Raw genomic sequence first — 23,305 nt, forward strand, 5'->3', positions numbered from 1 at the left:
TTGCTCGATAAGACGCCGGTTCGACGCTTTGCGGGCTCTTCGGCGGCACGCCTATCATCCTCGCACAAGCTTCGCGGTCTAGTCTTCCGGCGGACAGTCATGCTGGGAGCGGTTGAATCGTGCCGGAACAGATCCAGAGCGTCATCGCGAATTTGAAGAGCTTCGGCGTCAGGCGTCTGGCGCTTATGGGTGGCATCGCGGCCCTGGTCATGGCCGTTATCGGCATCGCTTCCGTCTATCTCAACCGACCGGCCTATGAGACGCTCTATGTCGGCCTCGAGCGTTCCGACGTCAACCAGATCGGCCTGGTGCTGGCCGACGCCGGCATCGGCTTCGATGTCGGCTCCGACGGCACCTCCGTGCTGGTGCCGGCCGGCACCACCGCGCAGGCGCGCATGCTGCTTGCCGAGAAAGGACTGCCGACCAGCGCCAATGCCGGCTACGAGCTGTTCGACAATGTCGGCTCGCTCGGCCTCACCTCCTTCATGCAGCAGATCACCCGCGTGCGCGCGCTGGAAGGCGAGATCGCGCGCACCATCCAGTCGATTTCCGGCGTCAAGGCGGCGCGCGTCCACATCGTCATGTCCGAGCGCGCCAATTTCCGCCGCGACGAGCAGCAGCCCTCCGCCTCGGTGGTCATCCGCTATGCCGGCAACGATGCCGAGAAGAGCGCCATGTCGATCCGCCACCTCGTCGCCGCGGCTGTTCCCGGCCTCTCGGCCGACAAGGTCACCGTGCTCGATTCCAACGGCAACCTTCTGGCCGCCGGCGACGACCCGTCCAACACGAGCGCCGCGCGTACGCTCGGCGTCGAGCAGACGGTCGAGGCGCAGATCGGCGACAACATCCGCCGCGCGCTCACTCCTTATCTCGGCCCAGATAATTTCCGCGCCAGCGTCAAGGCCGACGTCAACACCGACACGCGCCAAACCGAGGAGACGATCTTCGATCCGAACTCGCGCGTCGAGCGTTCGGTGCAGTCGGTGAAGACCAACGAGGCCAGCAACCAGAAACAGGCCTCGACCCCGACCAGCGTCGAGCAGAACCTGCCCGAGACGCAAACCACCAGCACCGAAGGACCGCAATCCACCTCGCAGAACGACCGCAAGGAGGAGATCACCAACTACGAGATCAACTCCAAGAAGATCGCCACCGTCTCCAACGGCTACACGGTCAACAAGATGTCGATCGCGGTCGTCGTCAACCAGGATCGCCTGAAGACCATCCTCGGCAAGGATGCCACGCCCGACCAGATCGCCAAGCGCGTCGCCGATATCCAGAAGATGGTCGCCTCGGCGACCGGCTTCGACGACAAGCGCGGCGATGTCATCGACGTGTCGGCAGTCGAGTTCATCAACGGCCTCGACGGCGAGCCGATCGATCAGCCCGGCATCCTCGCCTCGATCGGCACCTATACCGGCACGCTGATCAATGCCGGCGCCTTCATCGTTGTCGTTTTCCTGGTGGCCTTCTTCGGCCTGAAGCCGATGGCCGCCGCGCTGACGGCGTCGGCGAAGCCTGCGGCCATTGCCGGCCCGAGCTTCGACGACGTGCAGCGTTCCTTGCCGACACCGGACGCGCCCGTCGCCGCAATCACCGCCGAGATCCCTGCCGGCGCCCTGCCCGGCGCGCGCGCCGGCGCAACCCCGCTCGACGACCTGCGTCAGAAAATCCGGCCGGCGCCGCAGGAGCGGCTGGCCCGCATGGTCGACCTCAACGAGGAGCGGACCGCGCAGATCCTGCGCAAATGGGCTGCCGCCCCGGAAGCCGTGGGTTAGGCCATGGCCTCGGCGCTCTTCGATCTCCTGCCCGATTTTGGTTCGCGGACCCCGCGTGCCAGCCAGCCGCCGTCCGCGCGCGCCGCCGAGCATATGCCCGCCGCAGCGCCGCCGCCGCAGGCCGATATCGGCGCGCTGATCGCCGAGGCGGTTGCCGATGCGGAGGCGTCGCTCGAGGCACGCCTTGCGCTTGCCCATCGGGCCGCGCTTGACGCCGAGCGTCAGGCCAGCGACGATGCGGCGAAAGCTTTCCTTGAGAGCTTCGGCGGCGATCTCGGCGCTGTCGTCGCCACGCGCATCGAGGCCATGGAGCAGCGCGTTGCCGAGCTTGCCGGCGCGACCGTCGCGCGTATCCTCGGCGGCCTTCTCAGCGACGACCTGCAGCAGCGTTCGCTCCTGGCCCTTTCGCGCGTGATCGGCGCCGCGGTCGCCGACGGCGAGGGCGTGCGTATCGGCGTCCGGGGGCCGCTCTCGCTGTTCGAGCCGCTGAAGGCGACGCTTGGATCCCGCGCCGCCAATCTCGACTTCACCGAGGCGTCCGGCTTCGACCTGACCGTCACCATCGACGAAATGGTGTTCGAAACGCGCATCGCCGAGTGGTCGGCGTCCTTGTCGGAGGTCCTGTCATGAGCGCCGTCGACCATGCCGACCCCCGGCACGAGATCATCATCGTCAAGCGCAATCACGACGGTCATGACGACGCTCACCATGGTGGCGTGTGGAAGATCGCCTTCGCCGACTTCATGACGGCGATGATGTGCTTCTTCCTCGTCATGTGGCTGATCAACGCCGCCAACGAGCAGACCAAGGCAGCCGTCGCCAGCTATTTCAATCCGGTCGAGCTGATCGACCGCAATTCCAGCCGCAAGGGCCTTGAAGACCTCGGCGATGGCCCAAGCAAGGTCGGGCTGACCGCGGACAACCCGCAGCAGGGCGCGACCAAGGCGGGCGATAACGGCAAGGGCGGCGCCGGTTCCTCCGAGCGCCGGCAGACCAAGGACGGGGCGCAGGATGCCCAGCTCTCCGATGAGAAGCTGTTCGCCGATCCCTATGCGGTGCTGGCGGAGATCGCCGCCGATACGGGCGTGATGCAGAACGTCAGCGCCAAGGGTGAAGGGGGCGCCCAGACGGCCGGCCCGGCAACCGGTGCCTCCGGCGGCGAATCCTATCGCGATCCGTTCGCGCCGGATTTCTGGTCGCAGCAGGTGGCGGCGCCTGACGCCGAGGCAACCGCCGAGCGCGCCAAGATCGATGGCGATCCGGTCGTCAAGCCTGGCGACAAGGTCGCCACCGTCGCAGTGCCGAAGGTGAAGGCCGTTCCGGCCGCCCCTCCGCTGACGGCCGCGCCGCTGGAACCGCTGGCCGCTCCGGAAGGCACCGACACCAAGGGCGAGCAGAAAGCCGCGCAAAGCAAGGCCGGAAAGCTGTCGAGCGAAGGGAAGAAGAGCGAGAAAGCCGACGCCGGCAAGCGCGAGATTGCGGACACCGACACGAAGGCTGAAGCGGCCAAGGCGGAAAAGACCGAATCCGAGCAGGCCGCCGACAAAGGTGACAAGGCGCCGAGCAAAGCCGCCCTTCAGCAAGCGGCGGATATCAAGAAGGAACTCGCCAAGGCATTCCTGCCGGGCGAAAAGCTCGCCGGCGGCGTCTCGGTCGAGGCCACCGACAAGGGTGTCGTCATTTCGATCACCGACCAGCTCGATTTCGGCATGTTCGAGATCGGCTCGGCCATGCCGCGCCGCGAGCTGGTGCTGGCGATGGAAAAGATCGGCCGCATCATCAACGAGAAGAAGGGCACCATCACCATCAGCGGCCACACCGATGCGCGGCCGTTCCGCAGCGACACTTACGACAACTGGCGGCTGTCCACCGCGCGCGCCCATTCGGCCTACTATATGCTGGTGCGCGGCGGCGTCGACGAAAGCCGCATCACCGAGGTCGCGGGCTTCGCCGACCGGCAACCCAAGATCGCCTCCGATCCGATGGCTGCCGCGAACCGGCGCATCGAAATCCTGATGGCGGCCGGCGGATGAGGGCCAGGACCGTCATCGGCGGCGCGATAGCGCTGCTGCTGTTAGGCGCGGGGTCGTCACCGGCGGCTTTCGCGCAGGATGCGCTGCAGCCCTATCAACTGGTGCGTTCGCTGCAGCTGGTCCAGGATCGCATTGCCGGCGGCGATCACGCCGCGCTGCCGATGCAGGCAAAACTCCTCGAAATGATCGACGCCCGGATGCGCGACGCGAACGCCGAGGATTTCAAGGAGCCGAAGAACTTCCGCGCCTTGCTCGTCTATGGCATGAGCGGCGGCAATCCGGTGACGGTCGCGGCGGCGGCCTCGCGCGCGGTAACCGACCCGCAAAGCCTGGCCATCGCCAAAGGCGTCGTCGCCTATCTGAGCGGGCAGCCGGCCCAGGCGATCGAAATGCTGAAGCCGATCGATCCGATGAGCGTGCCCGCCGATCTCGGCGCCTTCCTGGCGCTGGTCAAGGGCTCGCTGCTTGCAGCCGACGACCCGTCGGCAGCGCTTGCGCTGCTCGACGAAGCACGCCTGCTCAGCCCCGGCACACTGGTCGAGGAGGCTGCGCTTCGCCGCTCCGTGGGCATCGCGGCCGCGCAGGGCGACGCCGCCCGTTTCGCGCTGGCTTCGACCCAGTATGTCGCGTCCTTTCTTTATTCGCCCTACGCCAGCCAGTTCGCCGATGCCTTTGTTTCCGGCGTCATCACGCTGCACATGGCGATCAGCCAGGACAAGATCGCCGACATCACCTCGATGATGGATCCCGAGCGCGAGAAAGTGATCTACCTGCGCATCGCGCGCCGTGCCGCGATCGACGGGATGACGGAGCTCTCGGCTTTCGCCTCGGCCAAGGCCGAACTGGGCCGCAACGGCGACGGCAACCGGGATGATCCGCGCACCCAGCTCTATTCGAGCCTCTCCACCATGACATCGGCCAATGTCGATGAAGTACGCGCCAAGTTGGGCAAGATCGATCGCGGCAAGCTTTCGCAAGGCGACCGCGACCTGCTCGACGCCGCGCAAGCTGTCGCGGGCGAAGTGATGGCGCCGGTGAAAGCGGCCGCAAATGCTGGACCTAAGCCGGCAACCGTTGCAAAAAGTGACGAGGCGAAATCGGCGACGGAGGCCTCGGCCGATCCGGCCAATGCGGACTTGCCGCCGGTGGAAGGAGCGATGCCCGACAAGCCAGCGGTCGCGGCGAGCGATCCGCCGGTCGCGGCAAGCGATCAGGCGAAAGACACGCCTTCGCCGCCCGCTGTCCCGCTACCGGCGCAAGCATCGGCTGGAACGCCGGCATCCACTCCGGCACCGATCGACGCCGCGCCGGTGGTACAGGCATCGGCGCCGACGCCCGATGCGCAAGACCCAATCGATGCGGCGGTGACCAGCACGCGGCGTCAGCTAGACCAGATCGACCAGTTACTCGGAGCAGCCCCCAGATGACCAGCGTCAACCAGACCCTGCCGGGCTTTGCTTCGACCCAGCCCCGGCAGCACTCGACCGGCGGCGAGGACAAGGATCAGAATTTCGGTGACCTGGTGCATGGGCCCGAGAAGACCGACCGGCCACAGGACAAGCACGCGACCGGACCGGTGATGCCGGACGCGCATCCGGCAAGGCGCTCGGCGGCCAATGCCGGCAAACAGGAGCCAGACGAGGGCCCGCAGGAGGGGAAGACCGGCTCGCAGAAAGCAACCACGGGAAAGTCCGGGAAGACCACCGCCCAGGCCGATCAGGCAAAGCCGACGGCGGACAAGGATTCCACGGCGCAAACCGACGAGTCCGCGCCGCTGCAGGATCGCCTGCCATTGCTGATGGCGCTGAGCGACATGAAACATTTCGCGCAATCGTCGGGCACGGGCGGCAAGGGTTCCGCCGACGGTGAAGAGGCCGCGAGCGACGGAGCATCGTTGGAATTGCGGCTGCGCCCAGGCAAGCGCACGGCGGTCGACAGTTCCGCCGAGCCGCGGTCGCGATCCGCTCGTTCGACGGCGGCTGAAGAGCCCGGGCCTGACTTCGGGCAGAAGCCGGTGAAGGCGGACATGGCTCTCGACATATCGGGCCGCAGCGATACCAAGATCTTGCCGAAGCAAGGGAATGAACCGCAGGCCGACAACCCGGTACCGCAAGGTTGGCGGCCGGCTTCCGCCTCCAAGGCCTCGCAGCTATCGCAATCGACCACGCAGCAGACACCGGCCAAGCCGTCTTCTTCCGCCACACGCATGGACGTCGTCAGCCAGCAGAGCTTCCCGGCGCCGGCACAAAACCCGATCGGCCAGACGGCATTGGCGCTGGTTGAGGCGCTTGCCTCCGACAACGGCGTCCAGCAGGCCTTCGCAAGCGCCTCGGCAGGCTCGCAGACGACCAATTCTGTTGCCGTTCCGACACATGTGCTGAAGATCGAGCTCCACCCTTCGGAGCTCGGGTCGGTTACCGCCAGCCTGCGGCTCTCGGGGGAGCAACTTTCGATTGAGATGAAGCCCGCGACACACGAGGCATACCGCCGCCTCACCGCCGACAGCGACGCCATCGTCAAGTCCATGCGCAGCCTCGGTTTCGACGTCGACAAGGTTACCATCCTGCAACCCTCGATAGCAGCGCATGCCGCCAGCCGCGCCGACGCGCCCAGCGCCATGCCGATGTCGACGGGCCGCGACCAGCCTTCGTTCCAGCCTGGGAACTCGGGCGGCAACGGCGCGGGCGGCGGCCGGCAACCGGGAAGGAACGATGGCAATGGCGCACAGGAATTCGGTCGTGCAGCTTCGCCTCTTCGCGAGCGCGCTGACGACGATATGTATATCTAGTTTCGCTGCCGGCACGGCCAGCGCCGCCGCCAATTCCTGCGAGCCGGAGATCCTGCGCGCCGCCGATCGTTACGGCGTGCCTGCCGGGATCCTCTACGCCGTCGGCCTGACCGAGACCGGAAAGAAGGGCAGCCTTCAGCCTAATGCTTTGAATATAGAAGGAAAAGCTGTTTTCCCTCGCAGTCGCGGCGAAGCGCTCGCCGCATTCGAGGACGCGCGTCGCGAGGGCAAGACACTGATCGATCTCGGCTGCATGCAGATCAACCATCGCTATCACGGCGATCATTTCCGCAGTGTCGAGGACATGCTCGACCCGCATCAGAATGTCGATTACGCGGCGCGCTTCCTGGCGAGCCTGCATGCCCGGCACATGAGCTGGTCGATGGCCGTCGCTCGCTACCATGCCGGCCCCGACAACGACCCGGCGCAGAAGGTCTATGTCTGCCGCGTCATCGCCAACATGGTGGCCACCGGCTTCGGCAAATGGACGCCGAATGCCAGCACTTTCTGCAACCAATAGTTGTCAAGCTTCGGATCCAGTCGACCTTCGCCAGCCTATCCGCCGGCGCCAATATTCGTCTGCCAACAGTTGGCGCGAGCACACCCGCACAACCGCTTTTATTACGGCTCCCAAAAAAACTCCCAAGAAAATAGCTACAAGAAATGATGGTTTTTCAGGATTCGTCGAGCCGGGTAGCCCTTTCCGCACGGGGCAAGTGAAATGATTCGGAGGGCGGGCCGATGATCGTGATCGTTGACGAGCGAGAGCTCGTGACAGAGGGCTACTCTTCACTTTTCGATCGCGAGGGCGTGGCCACGGCCGGCTTCGCACCAGGCGAATTCGGCGAGTGGGTGAGTTCCGCCGCCGACACCGATCTCAGATGCGTCAGGGCTTTTCTCATCGGCGACTGCCGCGATGGCGCGATATCGCCGCGCCAGATCCGCGACCGCACCGGAGCGCCGGTGATCGCGCTCAGCGAACATCACTCGCTGGAACATACGCTGCGGCTGTTCGAAAGCGGCGTCGACGACGTCGTCCGCAAGCCAGTGCACATCCGCGAGATCCTCGCCCGCATCACAGCCATCCGCCGCCGCGGCTCCGAAGAGGCCGCCTATACCGAAGTCGGGTCGATGCGTATCTTCATGGACGGCCGCGATCCGGAGATCAACGGCGAGCCGCTGCCGCTGCCGCGGCGCGAGCGGCGCATCCTGGAATATCTGGCCAGCAACCGCGGCCGGCGCGTGACCAAGACCCAGGTCTTCAACGCCATCTACGGCATCTTCGACGAAGAGGTCGAGGAGAACGTGGTGGAGAGTCACATCTCGAAGCTGCGCAAGAAGCTGCGTGAGAAGCTCGGCCACGACCCGATCGATTCCAAGAGATTCCTCGGCTACCGGCTGGTGTTTTGATGGCCGCCCTCAAGCATGATCCCGAACCGAAGGTCAGCGAAAGCAAAAAGTGGGAACCGGTTTTCGGACAAAGGTCATGCTCCAACAAAGAGTTAGAGCGTGATGGCGATTCAACGAAGCGCCATCGCGCTCTAGGCACATCCCGCACCAGCCTCGCGCAAGACACGAGGCATAATTTTATGGCCTCATACCCAGGTACTGCGGAGATCGATCGATGAGCCTCTACGGAATGATGCGGACCGGCGTTTCCGGTATGAACGCGCAGGCCAATCGCCTCTCCGCGGTGGCCGACAACATCGCCAACTCGGACACCACGGGCTACAAGCGCTCTTCGGCCGAGTTCTCTACCCTGATCATGCCCGGCACCGGGGGCGCCTATAATTCCGGTGGCGTGACCACGACGATCCGCTCGGCCGTCGGCACACAAGGCGTCATGACCTACACCACCTCGGTGTCCGACCTTGCCGTCAACGGCGACGGCTTCTTCGTCGTCCAGGATGCCAGCGGCACCCCCTATCTCACCCGCGCCGGCTCCTTCGTTCCGGACGCGCAAGGCCGGTTGGTCAATGCCGCGGGTTACCAGCTCATGGCCTACAGCTACGCCAATGGCGACCCGGCCGCGACCGCCAACGGCTTCGAAGGCCTCGTGCCGGTGCAGATCTCCGACCAGCAGATGACGGCGACGCCGAGCACCGAGGGCCTCTTCTCCGGCAACCTGCCGGCGGGCGCGACGCCACCCTCCGGCCCGCTGCCGTCCACCAATGACCCTAACGCCGAATACACGTCGAAAACCTCGCTGGTTGCCTATGACAATCTCGGCAACAAGAAGCTGCTCGACGTCTACTTCACCAACACCGGCGCCGGCACCTGGCAGGTCTCGGTCTTCGACCAGTCGAAGGCGACCGCGGGCACCTCTTTCCCCTATACGGGCGGCGCGCTGGGATCGGCCAACCTCACCTTCGACACCACGACAGGCAAGCTTACCGGCGCGACGGACAGCGTCTCATTCACGGTACCGGGCGGCTCGACGCTGGACCTCGATCTCTCCCAGCTGACGCAGCTCGGCACCGGCTTCACCGTTGCCGACGCCAAGGTCAACGGCAACGCGCCGAGCTCCATCCAGAAGGTCCAGATCGGCCAGGACGGCATCATCTACGCGCAGTTCGAGGACGGCTCGACCAAAGCGCTTTACAAGATCCCGCTGGCCGACGTTCAGAGCCCCGACAACCTCACCGCAATGCCCGGCAACGTCTATGTGCAGAGCACCGACTCCGGCGCCGTCCACATCGGCTTTGCCAATGAAGGCAAGCTCGGCTCCATCGTCTCCGGAGCGCTTGAAAACTCCAACGTCGATATCGCCGAGGAACTGACCAACATGATTGCGGCGCAGCGCAGCTACACCGCCAATTCCAAGGTCTTCCAGACCGGCTCGGACCTGATGGATGTCCTCGTCAACCTGAAGAGATAAACGACGGGCGCCGCCCGTGAAAGATCAGCATGTCGCTTTCCTCCGCACTAAGCATTGCCCAATCGGCGCTCCTGGCCACGTCCAAGCAGACCAGCGTCGTATCGCGCAATGTGGCCGACGCGTCGAACCCGGACTACACACGCCGCATCGCCGTGGTGACCAGCACGGCGCCCGGCGCCCGGGCGGTGGAAATCCAACGCGCCGCGAATGATCTCCTGTTCCGCCAGAACCTTTCGGCGCTGTCGGCATGGAGCGGCCAGAGCGCGCTTTACAACGGCATGGATCAGCTCGATCTGTCGGTCAACGGGGTCGACAACGCGTCGTCCCCCTCGACGGCAATCGCCAACCTGCAGCAGTCCCTGCAGCTTTACGCCACGACGCCATCGAACCAGAACCTCGGCACCAGCGTCATCGACGCCGCCAAGCAAGTGGTGAATTCTCTCAACAGCGGCACCAAGGCGATCCAGGACTTCCGCACCCAGGCCGACAGCCAGATCGCCACCGCAGTCGACGATCTCAACTCGCTGCTCAGCCAGTTCCAGGACGCCAACAAGGCCGTCATCTCGGGCGCTCGCTCCGGCACCGACGTGTCCGACGCGCTCGATCAGCGCGACGCCATCCTGAAGAAGATATCGGAATACGTTCCGGTCTCTACTTTCACGCGCGGCGACAACGACATGGTCATCACCACCAAGGACGGCACGACGCTGTTCGAGACCGTGCCGCGCTCGGTGACCTTCACGCCGTCGGCCGGTTATACGGCCGGCACGCCCGGCAACACCGTCTATATCGACAACGTGCCCGTATCGGCGGGCACCGGGGACACAACCACCGCCGACGGCAAGATTGCGGGCCTTCTGAAGCTGCGCGACGGCGTCGCCTCGACCATGCAGAGCCAGCTCGACGAGATCGCGCGCGGCCTTGTCACGGCATTTGCCGAGACCTCGTCGTCGCAGCCCAATGCTGCGGGCCTGTTCACATGGTCGGGCGCCCCGGCAATTCCGGCCGCTGGCACCCTGGTCGACGGCCTCGCCGGCACGATCAGCGTCAACGCCGCCTTCGATCCGAGCGCCGGCGGCAATCCCGCGCTGTTGCGCGACGGCGGCGCCAATGGCGCGGCCTATGTCGTCAACACCGGTGGCGCATCCTATTCGGACCTGCTGATCGGCTACGGCAACAAGCTCGATCAGCCGATGGCCTTCGACAGCTCGGCCGGCATCACCGTCAGCTCGGGCGTGTCCGACTACGCGGCCAATGCCATCGGCTGGTTCGAAGGCGTGCGCCAGCAGGCCTCGGCCAATGCCGACAGCAAGCAGGCGCTGGCGGCGCGCACGGCCGAGGCGTTGTCCAACGACACCGGGGTCAATGTCGACCAGGAGATGTCCCTGCTCCTCGACCTCGAGCACACCTATCAAGCCTCGGCGCATATGATGAAGACGGTCAGCGACATGCTGGACTCGCTGATGGCCGCGGTAGGATAATCCATGAAAGCGACAGGCGTTTCCTCAGCTGCCATTTCCAACGCGCTGCGTTACCAGCAGGCGAAGATGCAGGCCGACCTCATCAAGGCGACCAAGGAATCGCAGACCGGCACCGTCGCCGATGTCGGCCTGGCGCTTGGCAGCCGCACGACCCAGGCCGTCACCTTTCAGCGCGACCTCGACCGGCTGAACGGCATCGTCGATTCCAACGCGCTCGTCTCAGCGCGCCTGACATCGACCCAGGATTCGCTCGGCCAGATCGCCGGTGCCGCGCAGAGCTTCTTGTCGGCCCTGACCAGCGGTGTGTCGGGCGACTCCTCGACCAGCATCCTGCAGACCGCCGGCGCCTCGGCGCTGCAGCAGATGACAGGTATTCTGAACACCAGTGTCAACGGCGAATATCTGTTTGCCGGCACCAACACCGACGTCAAGCCGGTCGACGATTTCAACGCCGCCGGCTCGCCGGCCAAGGCTGCGTTCGATGCCGCCTTTTCGAGCTATTTCGGCTTTACCCAGACAGATCCGGCGGCAGCCAACATCACCGCCGCGCAGATGGACGACTTCATCACCACCCAGGTCGAGCCGCAATTCCTGGGCGCCGGCTGGCAGGCCAACTGGTCGAGCGCCACGAACGACCAGATCACCAGCCGCATTTCGCTCAACGAGACCACCCAGACCTCGGTCAGCGCCAACGAGCAAGGCATCCGCAAGCTCGCCATGGCGGCTACCATGGTCAGCAGCATGCTCACCGGCAGCATCAGCGAGGCCGCCCAGAACGCCATCGTCAGCCGCGCGCAGGCGCTGGTCGGCGATGCCATCGGCGGCATCACTCAGATACGGGCCGAGACAGGCATTGCCCAGCAACGCGTGTCCGATGCCAGCGACCGCATGAAGACCCAGGTCGATCTCTTCGAGAAGCATATCGTCGATCTCGAAGGCGTCGATCCGGCCGAAGCCGCGACCCGTGTCGCCGATCTGACGCAGCATATCGAGACCTCCTTCGCCTTGACCGCGCGTCTGCAGCAGCTCAGCCTGCTGAACTATCTGACTTGAACACATAAACCGGAACGCCAGAGCGCCGACGATGTATCAATTCTCCTACGCCGACATCCAGACCGACTCCGTCGCCGATGCCAAGGACCGGGAGCGGCAGTTGCTCACCCGTTCGATCGACATGCTGGCCGCCGCGGCAGCCGTCGGCACCGAGTCGATGGAAGCGGTCGAGGCGCTGCACTTCACCAACCGCATCTGGACCACCTTCGTCCAGGATCTCGGCTCCAGCGACAACGCCCTGCCCAAGGAGCTGCGCGCCAACCTGATCTCCATCGGCCTGTGGCTGCTGCGCGAGACGGAAGACATCCGCCAGGGCCGCACCAACAATTTCGAAGGACTGATCGAGGTCTCCCAGATCATCCGAGACGGCATCCAATGACCAACACGCTGAAGATCTCGCTGAAGCCCAACGAGAAGATCTATGTCAACGGCGCGGTCATCCGCGTCGACCGCAAGGTCACCATAGAGCTGATGAACGACGTGCAGTTCCTGCTCGAAAGCCATGTCATCCAGGCCGACCAGGCGTCGACGCCTCTCAGGCAGCTCTATTTCATCGTGCAGATCATGCTGATCAACCCGGTCGGCGCCTCCGAGGCGCGCGACATGTTCCGCCGCTCGCTGCCGATGCTGATCGCAAGCTTCGACAACCAGGACATCTGCAAGGGCCTGAAGCAGATCGACCGGATGGTCGGCGAGGATGATATCTATGAGGCGCTGAAAGCGATCCGCGCCCTCTATCCGCTCGAGCGCAGGGCGCTCGAAGACAATGACGACATTCCCGAAACGCCGCGCGCATTGGCTGTAGGAGCATAAGATGGCCGTGGACATGACGACAACGATCCCGGTTGGCGCCAACCAGGCCAGCCAGCAGACCTCGAAGACGGCGGTGGATTACCAGTCGTTCCTGAAGCTCCTGATCGCCGAGATGAAGAACCAGGATCCGACCAAGCCGATGGATTCGACGCAGTATGTCGCGCAGCTCGCCACCTTCTCCCAAGTTGAGCAGTCGGTGCAGACCAACACCAAGCTCGACCAGATCATGCAGTCCTCGGCCTTGTCGCAGGCCGACGCGCTGATCGGCCGCTCGATCACCTCGGCCGACGGCAAGACCACCGGCACGGTGGCTTCGGTGACGCTCTCCAGCAGCGGCCTGATCGCGGTGCTGCAGGACGGCACCCAGGTCCCGGTCGGCGCGGGTGTGTCGATCAAGCCGGCCGCCTAAGCAGGTTTTCCGAAAGGGGGGCCGGTTTCGGGATAAAGACATGCTTAAAATCAAAAAAGCTAAAGCAGGTCGCGTGAAACGTTTTTCACGCGACCCGCTTTAGCCGGCTTCGCACAGGGGCAGCCCATGAACGAGGCCGACGCCCTCGATATCGTCCAGTACGCCGTGTGGACGGTGCTTACGGCTTCCGCCCCCGTGGTGCTGGTGGCGATGGTGGTCGGCATCGGCATCGCGCTCATCCAGGCGCTGACCCAGATCCAGGAAATCACGCTTACCTTCGTGCCGAAGATCGTCGCCATCATGCTCGTGGTGGCGCTGACCGGCCCGTTCATCGGCGGCCAGATCTCGGCCTTCACCAACGTCATCTTCGAGCGCATCGAACACGGCTTCTGACGCGAAGCCGCAGCAAGTGTCTGGCGGCCTGTTCGCAAGCCGCGAGATCGCTTGCGGCGGCGTTTCTTGCAGCTAGATTGTAGGCGCGACGGCGTCGGCCGACGTCTCAGGCGATTCAGGAAGCGATGCATCAGGCAAGAACGGCCGGCGGGCCATGTGCGGAATAGCCGGCGTCTGGCGAAAGCGCGATCCGATCGGCAGCGGCGATCGTCGCGACGTCGCGCGCATGATGCAGGCATTGGCGCATCGCGGTCCCGACGATCACGGCAACTGGAATAACGCCCGCCTGGCGCTCGGCCACCGCCGGCTGACCATCATCGATCCATCGCCCGCCGCGCGCGAGCCGATGCTGACCGCGTCCGGCGACGGCGTGCTGTGCTACAATGGCGAGGTCTATAATTTTCGCGCGCTGCGCAAGACGCTGCAGGCGGAAGGCCTGACGTTCCAATCGGTCTCCGACACCGAGGTGGTGCTTCAGGCCCTGCATCACTGGGGTCCGCAAAAAGCGGTGCCGCTGTTCGACGGTATGTTCTCCTTCGCCTATTTCGATGCCCGCGACGGCGCCCTGTGGCTTGCCAGGGACAGGCTGGGCATCAAGCCGATGTCGGTCGCCGAAACCGGCGACCGCGTGCTGTTCGCCTCCGAGGACAAGGCGATCCTCGCCTGCCACGACTTTGCGCGCCGGATCGACACACGCGAGCTGACGTTGCGGCTTGCCTGGCAGAGCCGTGATTCGAGCTACAGCGTTTTCGACGGCATCGAGCGGCTGCCGCCGGCAGGCCTTTGGAGGATCACCGGAGACGGCATCGACAAGCGCCGCTTCTGGCACGTCCTCGACGTCCTCGATACCACGCGCATCGCCGGCGACAGGACGTCCGACGCCGAACATACGGCGACGCTCGAGAGGCTGCTCGAGGAAAGTGTCGAGCTGCATTGCATCGCCGATGCCAGCCTTGCAACCGCCTGCAGCGGTGGCGTCGATTCCGGCCTGATCACCGCGCTTGCCAAGCGCTACAGGCCGGAGCTGCACGGCTACGTCATCGACCAGAAGCTCGGCCACAGCGAAGCGCCGGACGCCGAGCGCACCGGTCGCCATGTCGGCGTCAGCCTGCGCAGGGTGCCTTTTGACAAGGACCGGTTCCTCGAGCTCTGGCCGCCCGCGGTCTGGCACCTTGAAACCGACGGCTGGCATGCCAGCCACGCCGCGTTGCTGGCGCTTGCCGAGCAGTGCCGCGCCGACGGCGTCAAGGTGCTGCTCACCGGCGAGGGTTCCGACGAGCTCTTCGGCGGCTACAAATGGCAAGCATCGACGATCAGGGTCTGGCGCCAATCCTGGCTGCAGCGCCTGTTCCGCTCGAAGGCCAGGCAGGACCGCAAATTCGCCGAATTGCGCCGCGCGCCGTTTCGAAACTCGATCGGTCGCGGCTCGCCGACTGACCGCACCATGGCGCTCAGAGCCCTGTCGCCCGAGCTGAACTTCCTGCAGACAAAGCTGTTCGACAGGCTGGAAGGCGTCGCGCCGGCCAGCGACCGCGCCTTCCTGGCAAGCTGTTTTTACGACCTCTACTCGCATCTGCAGGACCTGCTGCACCGGCACGACCGGTTGAGCATGGCGGCCTCCGTCGAGCTCAGGGTGCCGTTCATCGAGAACCGGCTGATCGACTTCGCCCTTCACCTGCCGCGCAGGCAGAAATACCGCGACGGAACCGGTAAGTGGCTGCTGAAAAAGGCCGCCGAGCGCCATCTGCCGCGCGAAAACATTCGCGCAGCGAAGAACGGCTTCGAGATGAATGCCGCTTTTTCAGCCGGAACGCAGGGCCTGCTGCGCGGCGGTGTGCTGCGCGACGCGATGAAATGGTCTGCTTCCGAATTGGACGACCTGATCGACATGGCGAGAAGCCAGGAGACGTCGCGCCTGCGTCTCGTCGGCATGGAAATGCTGCTCAGGCTTTACATGAATGGCGAGACGGCAGGCGGCCTGACCGAGGCCCTGCATGCCGAGGCGAGAAACGCAAAATAGCCAAAAGTTGGTCCAGACCGGCCAGATGCTTGGTTTAAAGCTTCGCCGACGCATTTTCGCCTTTGCCTTCCTGTTGTTGGGCCGCACTCTTTGGCGAGTCGCCTGCCCTTCCGGGTGCGGTGAGCCTCTACAGCGGACGAAGGCGCCATCATGATCGACGACGAGCCGGAAAGCGAACGCGTCTCCGCGCTGGCGCCGTTCCGGCATGGTATCTTCCGCGCCATCTGGTCGGCCAGCCTGGTGTCGAATTTCGGCGGCCTGATCCAGGGCGTCGGCCCCGCCTGGATGATGACCACGATCGCCACCTCGCCCTACCAGGTGGCGCTGGTCCAGGCCTCGACCACCTTGCCGATCATGCTGTTCGCGCTCGTTGCCGGCGCCATCGCCGACAGCTTCAACCGCCGCAAGGTGATGCTGGTGGCGCAGACCTTCATGCTGGTCGTCTCGGCGCTGCTGACCTTGTTCACCTGGCAAGGCTGGATGACGCCATGGACGCTGCTTGCCTTCACCTTCCTCATCGACAGCGGCACGGCGCTGAACAGCCCGTCATGGCAGGCCTCGGTCGGCGATATGGTGCCGCGCGCCAAGGTGCCGGCGGCCGTCGCGCTCAACTCGCTGGGCTTCAACATCACCCGTAGCGTCGGCCCGGCCATCGGCGGCGTGATCGTCGCCGCAGCGGGTGCGGCGGCCGCCTTCGCCGCCAACGCCGTCAGCTATATCGGCCTGATCGTCGTGCTCGCCCGCTGGAAGCCGGCGCTGCCCGAGCAAACCCTGCCGCGCGAGTCGCTGGGCGCGGCGATGGGCGCCGGCCTGCGCTATGTCGCCATGTCGCCCAACATCGCCAAGGTGCTGGTCCGCGGTCTGGCCTTCGGCTTCAGCGCCGGCGCGGTGCTGGCGCTTCTTCCCCTGGTGGCGCGCGACGTCGTCAAGGGCGACGCGCTGACCTACGGCATCATGCTCGGCGCCTTCGGCATCGGCGCGGTCGGCGGCGCGCTGATCAGCGTGCGGCTCAGGCAGCTGCTGTCGAGCGAGGTGATGGTGCGCATGGCCTTTTGCGGTTTCGCCCTATGCGCCCTCAACGCCGCCGTCAGCCACAATGGCTGGCAGACGTCGGCGGGCCTGCTCATCGGCGGCGCCTGCTGGGTGATCGCTCTCTCGCATTTCAACGTCACGGTGCAGATGTCGACGCCGCGTTGGGTGGTCGGCCGCGTGCTGTCGATCTACCAGACGGCGACCTTTGGCGGCATCGCGCTGGGCAGCTGGATCTGGGGCGTCGTCGCCGACGCGCATGGCGCCGAGACCGCGCTGATCGCGGCGGCGGTCGCCATGCTCGCCGGCAGCGCCATTGGCTTCGCCCTGCCGCTACCGCGGCAGACGGTGCTCAACCTCGATCCGCTCAACCGTTTCAAGGAGCCGATGCTGGCGCTCGATCTCAAGCCGCGCAGCGGCCCCATCGCCATCATGATCGAGTACGTCATTCGCGAAGACGACGTGCCGGAATTCCTCGCGACCATGGCCGAGCGCGGCCGTATCCGCCGCCGCGACGGCGCCCGCAACTGGACCTTGGCCCGCGACCTCGAGAATCCCGGCATCTGGATCGAGCACTACCACACGCCGACCTGGGTCGAGTATATCCGCCACAACCGGCGCGCCACCCATGCCGACGCCGTGGTCGGCGAACGCATCCGCGCGCTGCACAGCGGCGAGAACCCGCCGCGCGTGCGCCGCATGATCGAGCGCCCGACCACCGCGGGAACGACGCTCGTCTCGCCGAAAGGCCCGATCGATCACTGACGGCACGTCGTTCGAAGCACGCTTCCGGCAAACGACGTGCGCCGAAGGGTCAGGGATCAATCGGCGCTCTGGATCATGTAGAGCTTGCGGGTGGTCTCGTGGATGCGCCACTCGCCTTTCCATCCCTGCGGCAGGACGAGAAGGTCGCCCGGCCCCAGCTCGCGCATCTCGCCATCGGCGCGGCTCACCTCGGCGCGGCCGCAGATGATGTGGCAGATCTCCGACGAGTTCGTGCGGTCGGCGGTGAACCGTCCGGGCGTGCATTCCCAGATGCCGATATCGATGGTTCCGTCCGGCGATTGGAAGAACGACCGCGCGGCCTCCAGCTGATCCCCTTCGAAAGAGGTCGGCTTCGGTGAAAAAGCGCCGATGTCGGCCTTGGCGAGGTCGTGGAAAGTCGAAAGATCGATCAAGCTGGTCTCCATGGATCAGGGCAATTCCAGCGGTCTGGAACTGCGCGAAAACGAACGATTGGGCGGACGCCGAACCGCCCTAGTGGCCAGTCAGGCTGTCGGCCAGGGCGGCCAGCTTCGAGGTATGCGAAAGCCCGGCGGCCTCGCGGTTATCGGCGATGCGGTAGAGCTTGTACATCGAATGGACGCCCAGCCAACGGAACGGCTCCGGCTCCCATGGCCGCACCTTGCGGTTGACCCAGGGCAGCCGCGTCAGTTCGGTGCTCTCGCCGAGCACGAGATCGCTCAGCGTGCGCCCCGACAAGTTGGAGCTGGACACGCCGAGCCCGACATAGCCGCCGGCCCAGCCGATGCGCGTCGCGGGATCGAGGCCGACCGTCGTGCACCAGTCGCGCGGCACGCCGAGCACGCCGCACCAGGCATGATCGATGCGGCATCCGGCGGTCTGCGGCAGCAGCGTGGTCAGGATCGTGTGCAACTGGTCGATCGTCGCCTGCTGCGTCTGCCCGTTGACGTCGGTGCGCGACCCGTAGCGGTAGGGCACGCCGCGCCCGCCCATGGTGATGCGACCCTCGCGCGTGCGCTGGGCATAGCAATAGGCATGCGCGGCATTGCCGAGCAACTCGTGCCCCTCCCAGCCGATCTTGCGCCAGAGCTCTTCCGACAGTGGCTCGGTGACGATCTGCGCGCTGTTGAGCGCCAGCCAGGTCCGCTCCTCTCCAGGAATGCAGGCCGTGAACCCTTCCGTAGCGCGGATGACGGTTTCGGCCCGCACCGCACCCCGGTTCGTTGTCACAACGCCCTTGGCGATCGCCGTCACCGTCGTCTTTTCGTAGATCGAAACACCGAGACGCTCGACCGCCGCCGCCAGCCCGCGCACCAGCTTGGCCGGCTGCACGCGCGCCTGGCCGTGGATGACGAAGCCGCCGAGTACATTGTGGATGTTGATGCGCGCGCGGGTCGCAGCCTGGTCTAGCAGTTCGATGCGTTCGGGGTCGGCATCCCAGGAGCGGATCGTCTCGAATTCCTCGCGCACCCGCTCCAGCTGCGCCGGATTGGTGGCAACCGTCAGATTGTCGACGCGACGGATGTCGGCATCGATGCCTTCTTCCGTCGCCACCCGGATCACCTCATCGACACAGCCGGCCATCGCCTTCTGCATGGCGGTGACGCCTTGCCGTGTCGACGTCTTCAGATATTTCTCGCGCGACCAGCCGAAGCCGCCCGACAGCCAGCCGCCATTGCGCCCCGAGGCGCCGAAGCCGGCAAACTCCCGCTCGACGAGCACGACGCGCAGCGATGGCTTCGCCTTCTTCAGATAGTAGGCTGTCCAAAGCCCGGTATAGCCGGCGCCGACGATCGCGACATCGGCCTCGATGTCGCCGGGCAAAGGCGGTCTCGGCGCCGGGGTATGACCCAGATCCGCATACCAGAACGAGATGTCGCCGTTGCGCTTGACTTGCATGGGATGGCTTCCGCTAGAGCAATTCCAGGAAAAGTGTGAAACGGTTTTCCATCCGGGATTGCGTTTGAAACAAAGAGATGGATCAGGTGAGCGTTGTGTCGGCCGTGCTGTCGTCGGGCAGGAGTTTCGCATCGGCGCCGTCGAAGCAAAGCTCGACCTTCTCGCCCAGGCCAAAACTCTCGCCGGCGAGCGGCGAGCGCACGATCGCGGTCGAGCCGTCTGCGAGCTTCACTTCATATTTCGACCCCGAGCCGAGATAGATCGCCTCGGCGATCGTCCCCGACAACCGGTTCGTGCCGGCGGCATCCTGGCCCGATCGGCGGATGGCAAGCTTCTCCGGCCGCAGCAGCATGACCGGATTGGCTTCGCCGGCCAGCCGACGGGGCGCGGTGACCATCTCGCCGGCGACGGTCAGAGCCGTCCCGGTGCCGTCGCTTTTCGCCTCGCCGCGCAACACGGTGGAATCGCCGATGAAGCGGCCGACGAAGAGCGTCGCCGGTTCGTCATAGAGCTGGCGGCCGGTGCCGACCTGCTCGATGCGCCCGCGATTGAAGACGGCGATGCGGTCCGACAGCACCAGGGCCTCTTCCTGGTCGTGCGTGACATAGACGAAGGTGGTGCCGAGCTCGCGATGAATGCGCTTGATCTCGAGCTGCAGCCATTCGCGCAGCTTCTTGTCGAGCGCGCCGAGCGGCTCGTCCATCAGGAGCAGCGGCGGATCGAAGACGATGGCGCGTGCAAGCGCGACGCGCTGCTGCTGGCCGCCGGACAATTCGCTCGGATAGCGATGCGCGAAGTCGCCCATCTTGACCATGTCGAGCGCTCTCGCGACCCGCTTCTTGCGCTCGTCCTGCTTGATGCCGCGCAATGTCAGCGGATAGGCAACGTTGCGGCCGACCGTCATATGTGGGAACAGCGCGTAGTGCTGGAAGACGACGCCGATATTGCGCTTGTGCGCCGGCACGCCGACGACGCTCTTTCCCCCGACCAGAAGCTTGCCGCTGGTCACGTCGGTGAAGCCGGCGACGACGTTGAGCGTCGTCGTCTTGCCCGAGCCGCTCGGCCCCAGCAGCGTCATGAACTCGCCTGGCTCGATCCTGAGCGAGACACCGTCCAGCGCCTTGAAGGACCCGTAGGCCTTGCTGACCATGTCGAGGTCGATCGCGGCGCCGCGATTTTCCGCTCTCGGGTTCATAGGCGTCCCTTCCGTTCGCGGCCAAGGAGGAGCATGCCGCCGCCGATCAGGATCGTGGTGGCGAACAACAGAATGGTGCCGACGGCCGCGACCGTCGGGTCGGCATCGCGCGTGATTGAGGAAAATATCTGCACCGGCAACGTCTTGAGATAGGGGTTGGTGATGAAGAGCGACACCACGATCTCGTCGAAGGACGTGGCGAAGGCGAACAGCAACCCCGACACGATGCCGGGCAGGATCAGCGGCAGCGTCACCGTGCGGAACGTGGTCAGCGCGCCGGCGCCGAGGCTCGCCGCTGCCGTCTCCAGCCGCCTGTCGAACACTTCGAGATTGGCCGAAACCGCGATCAGCACGAAGGGCAGCGCCAGGATCGTATGCGCAAGCACGAAGCCGGTCAGCGTGCCCACGAGCTGCGCATCGAGATAGACGGCATAGATGCCGATGGCCAGAACCACGCCCGGCACGACCATCGGCGTCAGCATCAGCATGCGCAAGAGATTGGCCGGTCGCGCTTTCATGCGGTCGAGGCCGAAGGCGGCGAGCGTGCCGAGCACCGCCGCCAGCACCGCCACCAGCGAGGCGACCTTGAGCGAGTTGAGGAAGCTGGAAGACCAATCCGGGTTGGTGGCGAAATTCAAGTACCACTGCCAGGAAAAGCCCTGCGGCGGAAAGGCAAGCGACTTGTTCTCGTTGAACGACATCGGCACCACGACCAGCGTCGGCGCCACCAGCCATATCGCCACCAGCAGGCAGACAAGCCCGAGGATGACGCGCGTGAGCGGCTTCATCTCCATCAGCGTCGCCCCGCTTCCCGATGCCTCGACCGCATCACCGGCGCCGCAAGCGCGAGCAGCACGAAGGTCGCGACCAGCAGCACCACGCCCATGGCGCCACCGCGTCCCCATTGCAGCAGGCTGAGCACCTGCGTCTGCACCAGCGTCGACAGCATGGTCGAGCGCGGTCCGCCGAGCAGCGCCGGCGTGATGTAGAAGCCCAGCGCCAGGATGAAGACGATGATCGCGCCGGCATAGACGCCTGGCAGCGACAGCGGCAGGTAGACGGTGAAGAACGCGCGCGACGGTCGCGCTCCGAGATTCCGCGCCGCCTGCACCAGCCTGAGATCGATCCCCTTCATCACCGAATAGAGCGGCAGGATCATGAACGGCAGGAGCACCTGCGCCATGCCGATCACCACGCCCGTCTGGGTGCGGATCAGGCGGATGCCGTCGAAACCGGCCGATCTCAGCAGCGAGTTGATGACGCCGGAATCCTGCAGCAGGATCACCCAGGAAAGCGTGCGCACCACGCCGCTCACCCAGAACGGGATCAAGACGCAGAGCACAAGGACAAGCCGCGCGCGTGGCCCGACGGCGGTCATCAGATAGGCGTAAGGGTAAGCGCAGAGCACGCAGACCACAGTCACCCAGGCCGAGATCGTAAAGGTGCGCTGGAGCACCGTCAGATTGACGGGTGCGCCGAAAAACCAGGCATAGTTCTGCAGGCCCCATTGCGGCTCCGACAGGCTGCGCAGCACGATCGTGATCAGCGGATAGCCGATCACTGCGGCCAGCAGCACCAGCGCCGGCAGCGTGAGCGCGAACGGCCGCCATGCCCAGCCCGCCCGTTGCGGGGCGGAAGGCGTCGTCGGTTCGAGCGCGCTCACGGACCTCTCCTTCAGCCGGTCAGTTGCCGGCCATCAACGCCGACCACTTCTCCTGCGCCACCGCGAAGTTCGGGACCCAGAACTTGAAGTTCTGCTTGTAGCCCTGCTTCTGGCGCTCAGGCGTGTTGGTCAGGAAGGCGGCGACGGAGGCGTCGACCTTGGGCTGCGCGTCGCTGTTGATCGGCGTGTAGGACGTCTTCTCCGCCAGGATCTCCTGCGACCGCTTGCCGAGATAGGCGTTGAGCAGCGCGTAAGCGGCATCCGTGTCCTTGACGCCGACCGGGATCGTCATCTGGTCCATCACCACCAGCCAGTCCTGCCATGCGGGCGCATATTTGGCGCCGTTCTTGACAGCGGTCATGGCGCGGCCGGTCCACATCATCAGCATGTCGGCTTCGCCGGACTCCGCCAATTGCTGCGATTCAGCGCCCGTCTTCCAGAAGATGGTGTCGGGACCGAGCTTGCGGACCACGTCGATGGCCTTGTCGATATCGGCCACCGTCATCGCCTTCGGGTCGCCGCCGGCGACCTTGAAGGCCTGTTCCAGCAGCCCGCCCGTTGGGCTGCCGGAGCCGTCGATCCCGCGCACGCCCGGGAACTTTTCCGTGTCGAAGAAGTCGGCCCAGCTCTTGGGCGGATTATCCTTGTACTTCTCCTTGTTGTACATCAGCACGACGCCGTAGTTCATCGCCGGCACCGAGCATTCGCCGACCTGGCCTTCCGGGATTTTCGAGACGTCGAGCTTGGTCAGGTCGAGCTTCTGGAACAGCTTGCCGCAATAGACGTAAGGCGGCAGGTCGTCGGTATCGACGACGTCCCAGGTGACATTGCCGGATTCGACCTGCGCCTGCAGCTTGGCGATCTCGGTCGGACCGTCATTGAGCAGCTTGACGCCGGACTTGTCGACGAACTCCTTCAGCGCCGCCGCCTGTCCGTCCTGGTAGATGCCGCCATAGGAGACGAGCGTCAGGGTCTTGCCTTTCAGCGACCCCTCCTTGACCTCGCCCGCCACGGGCTTGTCCTGCGCAAAGGCGGCGCCGGTCAGAACGCCGAGCGCCAGAACGGCGCCGATGCCATATCTCGATTTCAACATAACGATAACTCTCCCATTCATGCCCGCGTTTGATCA

At 65.2% G+C, this 23,305-nt stretch carries 22 protein-coding genes; 16 read left to right on the forward strand and 6 right to left on the reverse strand.

Features of this window, described 5'->3' with window-relative positions:
• Positions 1-119 precede the first annotated feature (119 nt).
• The 16 genes from fliF to FJ417_RS13765 all read left to right on the forward strand — a co-directional run bounded on the left by fliF (position 120) and on the right by FJ417_RS13765 (position 17,440).
• Entirely contained in the window at positions 120-1,778 is a 1,659-nt protein-coding gene (fliF, locus tag FJ417_RS13690) for a flagellar basal-body MS-ring/collar protein FliF (protein WP_140783823.1), read from the forward strand.
• Positions 1,779-1,781: 3 nt separating this feature from the next.
• On the forward strand, positions 1,782-2,408 hold the full coding sequence (locus FJ417_RS13695) for a hypothetical protein (protein WP_140783824.1): 627 nt from the start codon (positions 1,782-1,784) through the stop codon (positions 2,406-2,408).
• Positions 2,405-3,811, forward strand: a complete 1,407-nt coding sequence (locus tag FJ417_RS13700; protein ID WP_140783825.1) for a MotB family protein — start codon at positions 2,405-2,407, stop codon at positions 3,809-3,811. Before FJ417_RS13695 ends, FJ417_RS13700 begins: the two co-directional genes overlap by 4 nt.
• Complete coding sequence (locus FJ417_RS13705) at positions 3,808-5,238, forward strand: chemotaxis protein MotC (RefSeq protein ID WP_140783826.1); 1,431 nt, start codon at positions 3,808-3,810, stop codon at positions 5,236-5,238. The genes FJ417_RS13700 and FJ417_RS13705 overlap by 4 nt, the downstream gene beginning before the upstream one ends.
• Positions 5,235-6,599 (forward strand): flagellar hook-length control protein FliK, encoded by a 1,365-nt coding sequence (locus FJ417_RS13710; protein ID WP_140783827.1) that lies wholly within the window; start codon positions 5,235-5,237, stop codon positions 6,597-6,599. Before FJ417_RS13705 ends, FJ417_RS13710 begins: the two co-directional genes overlap by 4 nt.
• Entirely contained in the window at positions 6,529-7,119 is a 591-nt protein-coding gene (locus FJ417_RS13715) for a lytic transglycosylase domain-containing protein (protein WP_140783828.1), read from the forward strand. Before FJ417_RS13710 ends, FJ417_RS13715 begins: the two co-directional genes overlap by 71 nt.
• Before the next feature lie 221 nt (positions 7,120-7,340).
• Entirely contained in the window at positions 7,341-8,009 is a 669-nt protein-coding gene (locus tag FJ417_RS13720) for a response regulator transcription factor (protein ID WP_140642148.1), read from the forward strand.
• 214 nt (positions 8,010-8,223) lie between these two features.
• Positions 8,224-9,477 carry a flagellar hook protein FlgE gene (locus tag FJ417_RS13725; protein WP_140642151.1) on the forward strand — a complete coding sequence of 418 codons (1,254 nt, stop codon included), beginning with the start codon at positions 8,224-8,226 and terminating at the stop codon, positions 9,475-9,477.
• A gap of 29 nt (positions 9,478-9,506) precedes the next feature.
• Positions 9,507-10,958 carry a flagellar hook-associated protein FlgK gene (flgK, locus tag FJ417_RS13730; RefSeq protein WP_140783829.1) on the forward strand — a complete coding sequence of 484 codons (1,452 nt, stop codon included), beginning with the start codon at positions 9,507-9,509 and terminating at the stop codon, positions 10,956-10,958.
• A gap of 3 nt (positions 10,959-10,961) precedes the next feature.
• Positions 10,962-12,011 (forward strand): flagellar hook-associated family protein, encoded by a 1,050-nt coding sequence (locus FJ417_RS13735; RefSeq protein ID WP_140783830.1) that lies wholly within the window; start codon positions 10,962-10,964, stop codon positions 12,009-12,011.
• Positions 12,012-12,042: 31 nt separating this feature from the next.
• On the forward strand, positions 12,043-12,390 hold the full coding sequence (flaF, locus tag FJ417_RS13740; protein WP_140642159.1) for a flagellar biosynthesis regulator FlaF: 348 nt from the start codon (positions 12,043-12,045) through the stop codon (positions 12,388-12,390).
• Positions 12,387-12,824: a flagellar biosynthesis repressor FlbT gene (gene flbT / locus FJ417_RS13745; RefSeq protein WP_140642161.1), complete on the forward strand. Its 438-nt coding sequence runs from the start codon at positions 12,387-12,389 to the stop codon at positions 12,822-12,824. The genes flaF and flbT overlap by 4 nt, the downstream gene beginning before the upstream one ends.
• 1 nt (position 12,825) lies before the next feature.
• Complete coding sequence (flgD, locus tag FJ417_RS13750) at positions 12,826-13,233, forward strand: flagellar hook assembly protein FlgD (RefSeq protein WP_027165132.1); 408 nt, start codon at positions 12,826-12,828, stop codon at positions 13,231-13,233.
• A gap of 126 nt (positions 13,234-13,359) precedes the next feature.
• Positions 13,360-13,626 carry a flagellar biosynthesis protein FliQ gene (gene fliQ, locus FJ417_RS13755; protein ID WP_095766361.1) on the forward strand — a complete coding sequence of 89 codons (267 nt, stop codon included), beginning with the start codon at positions 13,360-13,362 and terminating at the stop codon, positions 13,624-13,626.
• A 154-nt stretch (positions 13,627-13,780) separates the two neighbouring features.
• Complete coding sequence (gene asnB, locus FJ417_RS13760; RefSeq protein ID WP_140783831.1) at positions 13,781-15,646, forward strand: asparagine synthase (glutamine-hydrolyzing); 1,866 nt, start codon at positions 13,781-13,783, stop codon at positions 15,644-15,646.
• A 150-nt stretch (positions 15,647-15,796) separates the two neighbouring features.
• Positions 15,797-17,440 (forward strand): MFS transporter, encoded by a 1,644-nt coding sequence (locus FJ417_RS13765; protein WP_140783832.1) that lies wholly within the window; start codon positions 15,797-15,799, stop codon positions 17,438-17,440.
• 56 nt (positions 17,441-17,496) lie between these two features.
• Here the strand turns inward: FJ417_RS13765 and FJ417_RS13770 are convergent, their stop codons facing one another.
• From FJ417_RS13770 to FJ417_RS13795, 6 genes are all read right to left on the reverse strand, one after another.
• Positions 17,497-17,865, reverse strand: coding sequence for a cupin domain-containing protein (locus FJ417_RS13770; RefSeq protein ID WP_140706994.1), 369 nt, complete (start codon positions 17,863-17,865; stop codon positions 17,497-17,499).
• A gap of 67 nt (positions 17,866-17,932) precedes the next feature.
• Positions 17,933-19,318, reverse strand: a complete 1,386-nt coding sequence (locus FJ417_RS13775) for an FAD-binding oxidoreductase (protein WP_140783833.1) — start codon at positions 19,316-19,318, stop codon at positions 17,933-17,935.
• Positions 19,319-19,400: 82 nt separating this feature from the next.
• A complete protein-coding gene (locus FJ417_RS13780; RefSeq protein ID WP_140651578.1) occupies positions 19,401-20,513 on the reverse strand; it encodes an ABC transporter ATP-binding protein in 1,113 nt (370 codons plus the stop codon).
• Positions 20,510-21,307 (reverse strand): ABC transporter permease, encoded by a 798-nt coding sequence (locus tag FJ417_RS13785; RefSeq protein ID WP_140783834.1) that lies wholly within the window; start codon positions 21,305-21,307, stop codon positions 20,510-20,512. The genes FJ417_RS13780 and FJ417_RS13785 overlap by 4 nt, the downstream gene beginning before the upstream one ends.
• Entirely contained in the window at positions 21,307-22,176 is an 870-nt protein-coding gene (locus FJ417_RS13790) for an ABC transporter permease (protein ID WP_140783835.1), read from the reverse strand. The genes FJ417_RS13785 and FJ417_RS13790 overlap by 1 nt, the downstream gene beginning before the upstream one ends.
• Before the next feature lie 19 nt (positions 22,177-22,195).
• Positions 22,196-23,269 carry a PotD/PotF family extracellular solute-binding protein gene (locus FJ417_RS13795; protein WP_140651575.1) on the reverse strand — a complete coding sequence of 358 codons (1,074 nt, stop codon included), beginning with the start codon at positions 23,267-23,269 and terminating at the stop codon, positions 22,196-22,198.
• Positions 23,270-23,305 lie beyond the last annotated feature (36 nt).

It is taken from the genome of Mesorhizobium sp. B3-1-7, from assembly GCF_006439385.1.
Classification (GTDB): domain Bacteria; phylum Pseudomonadota; class Alphaproteobacteria; order Rhizobiales; family Rhizobiaceae; genus Mesorhizobium.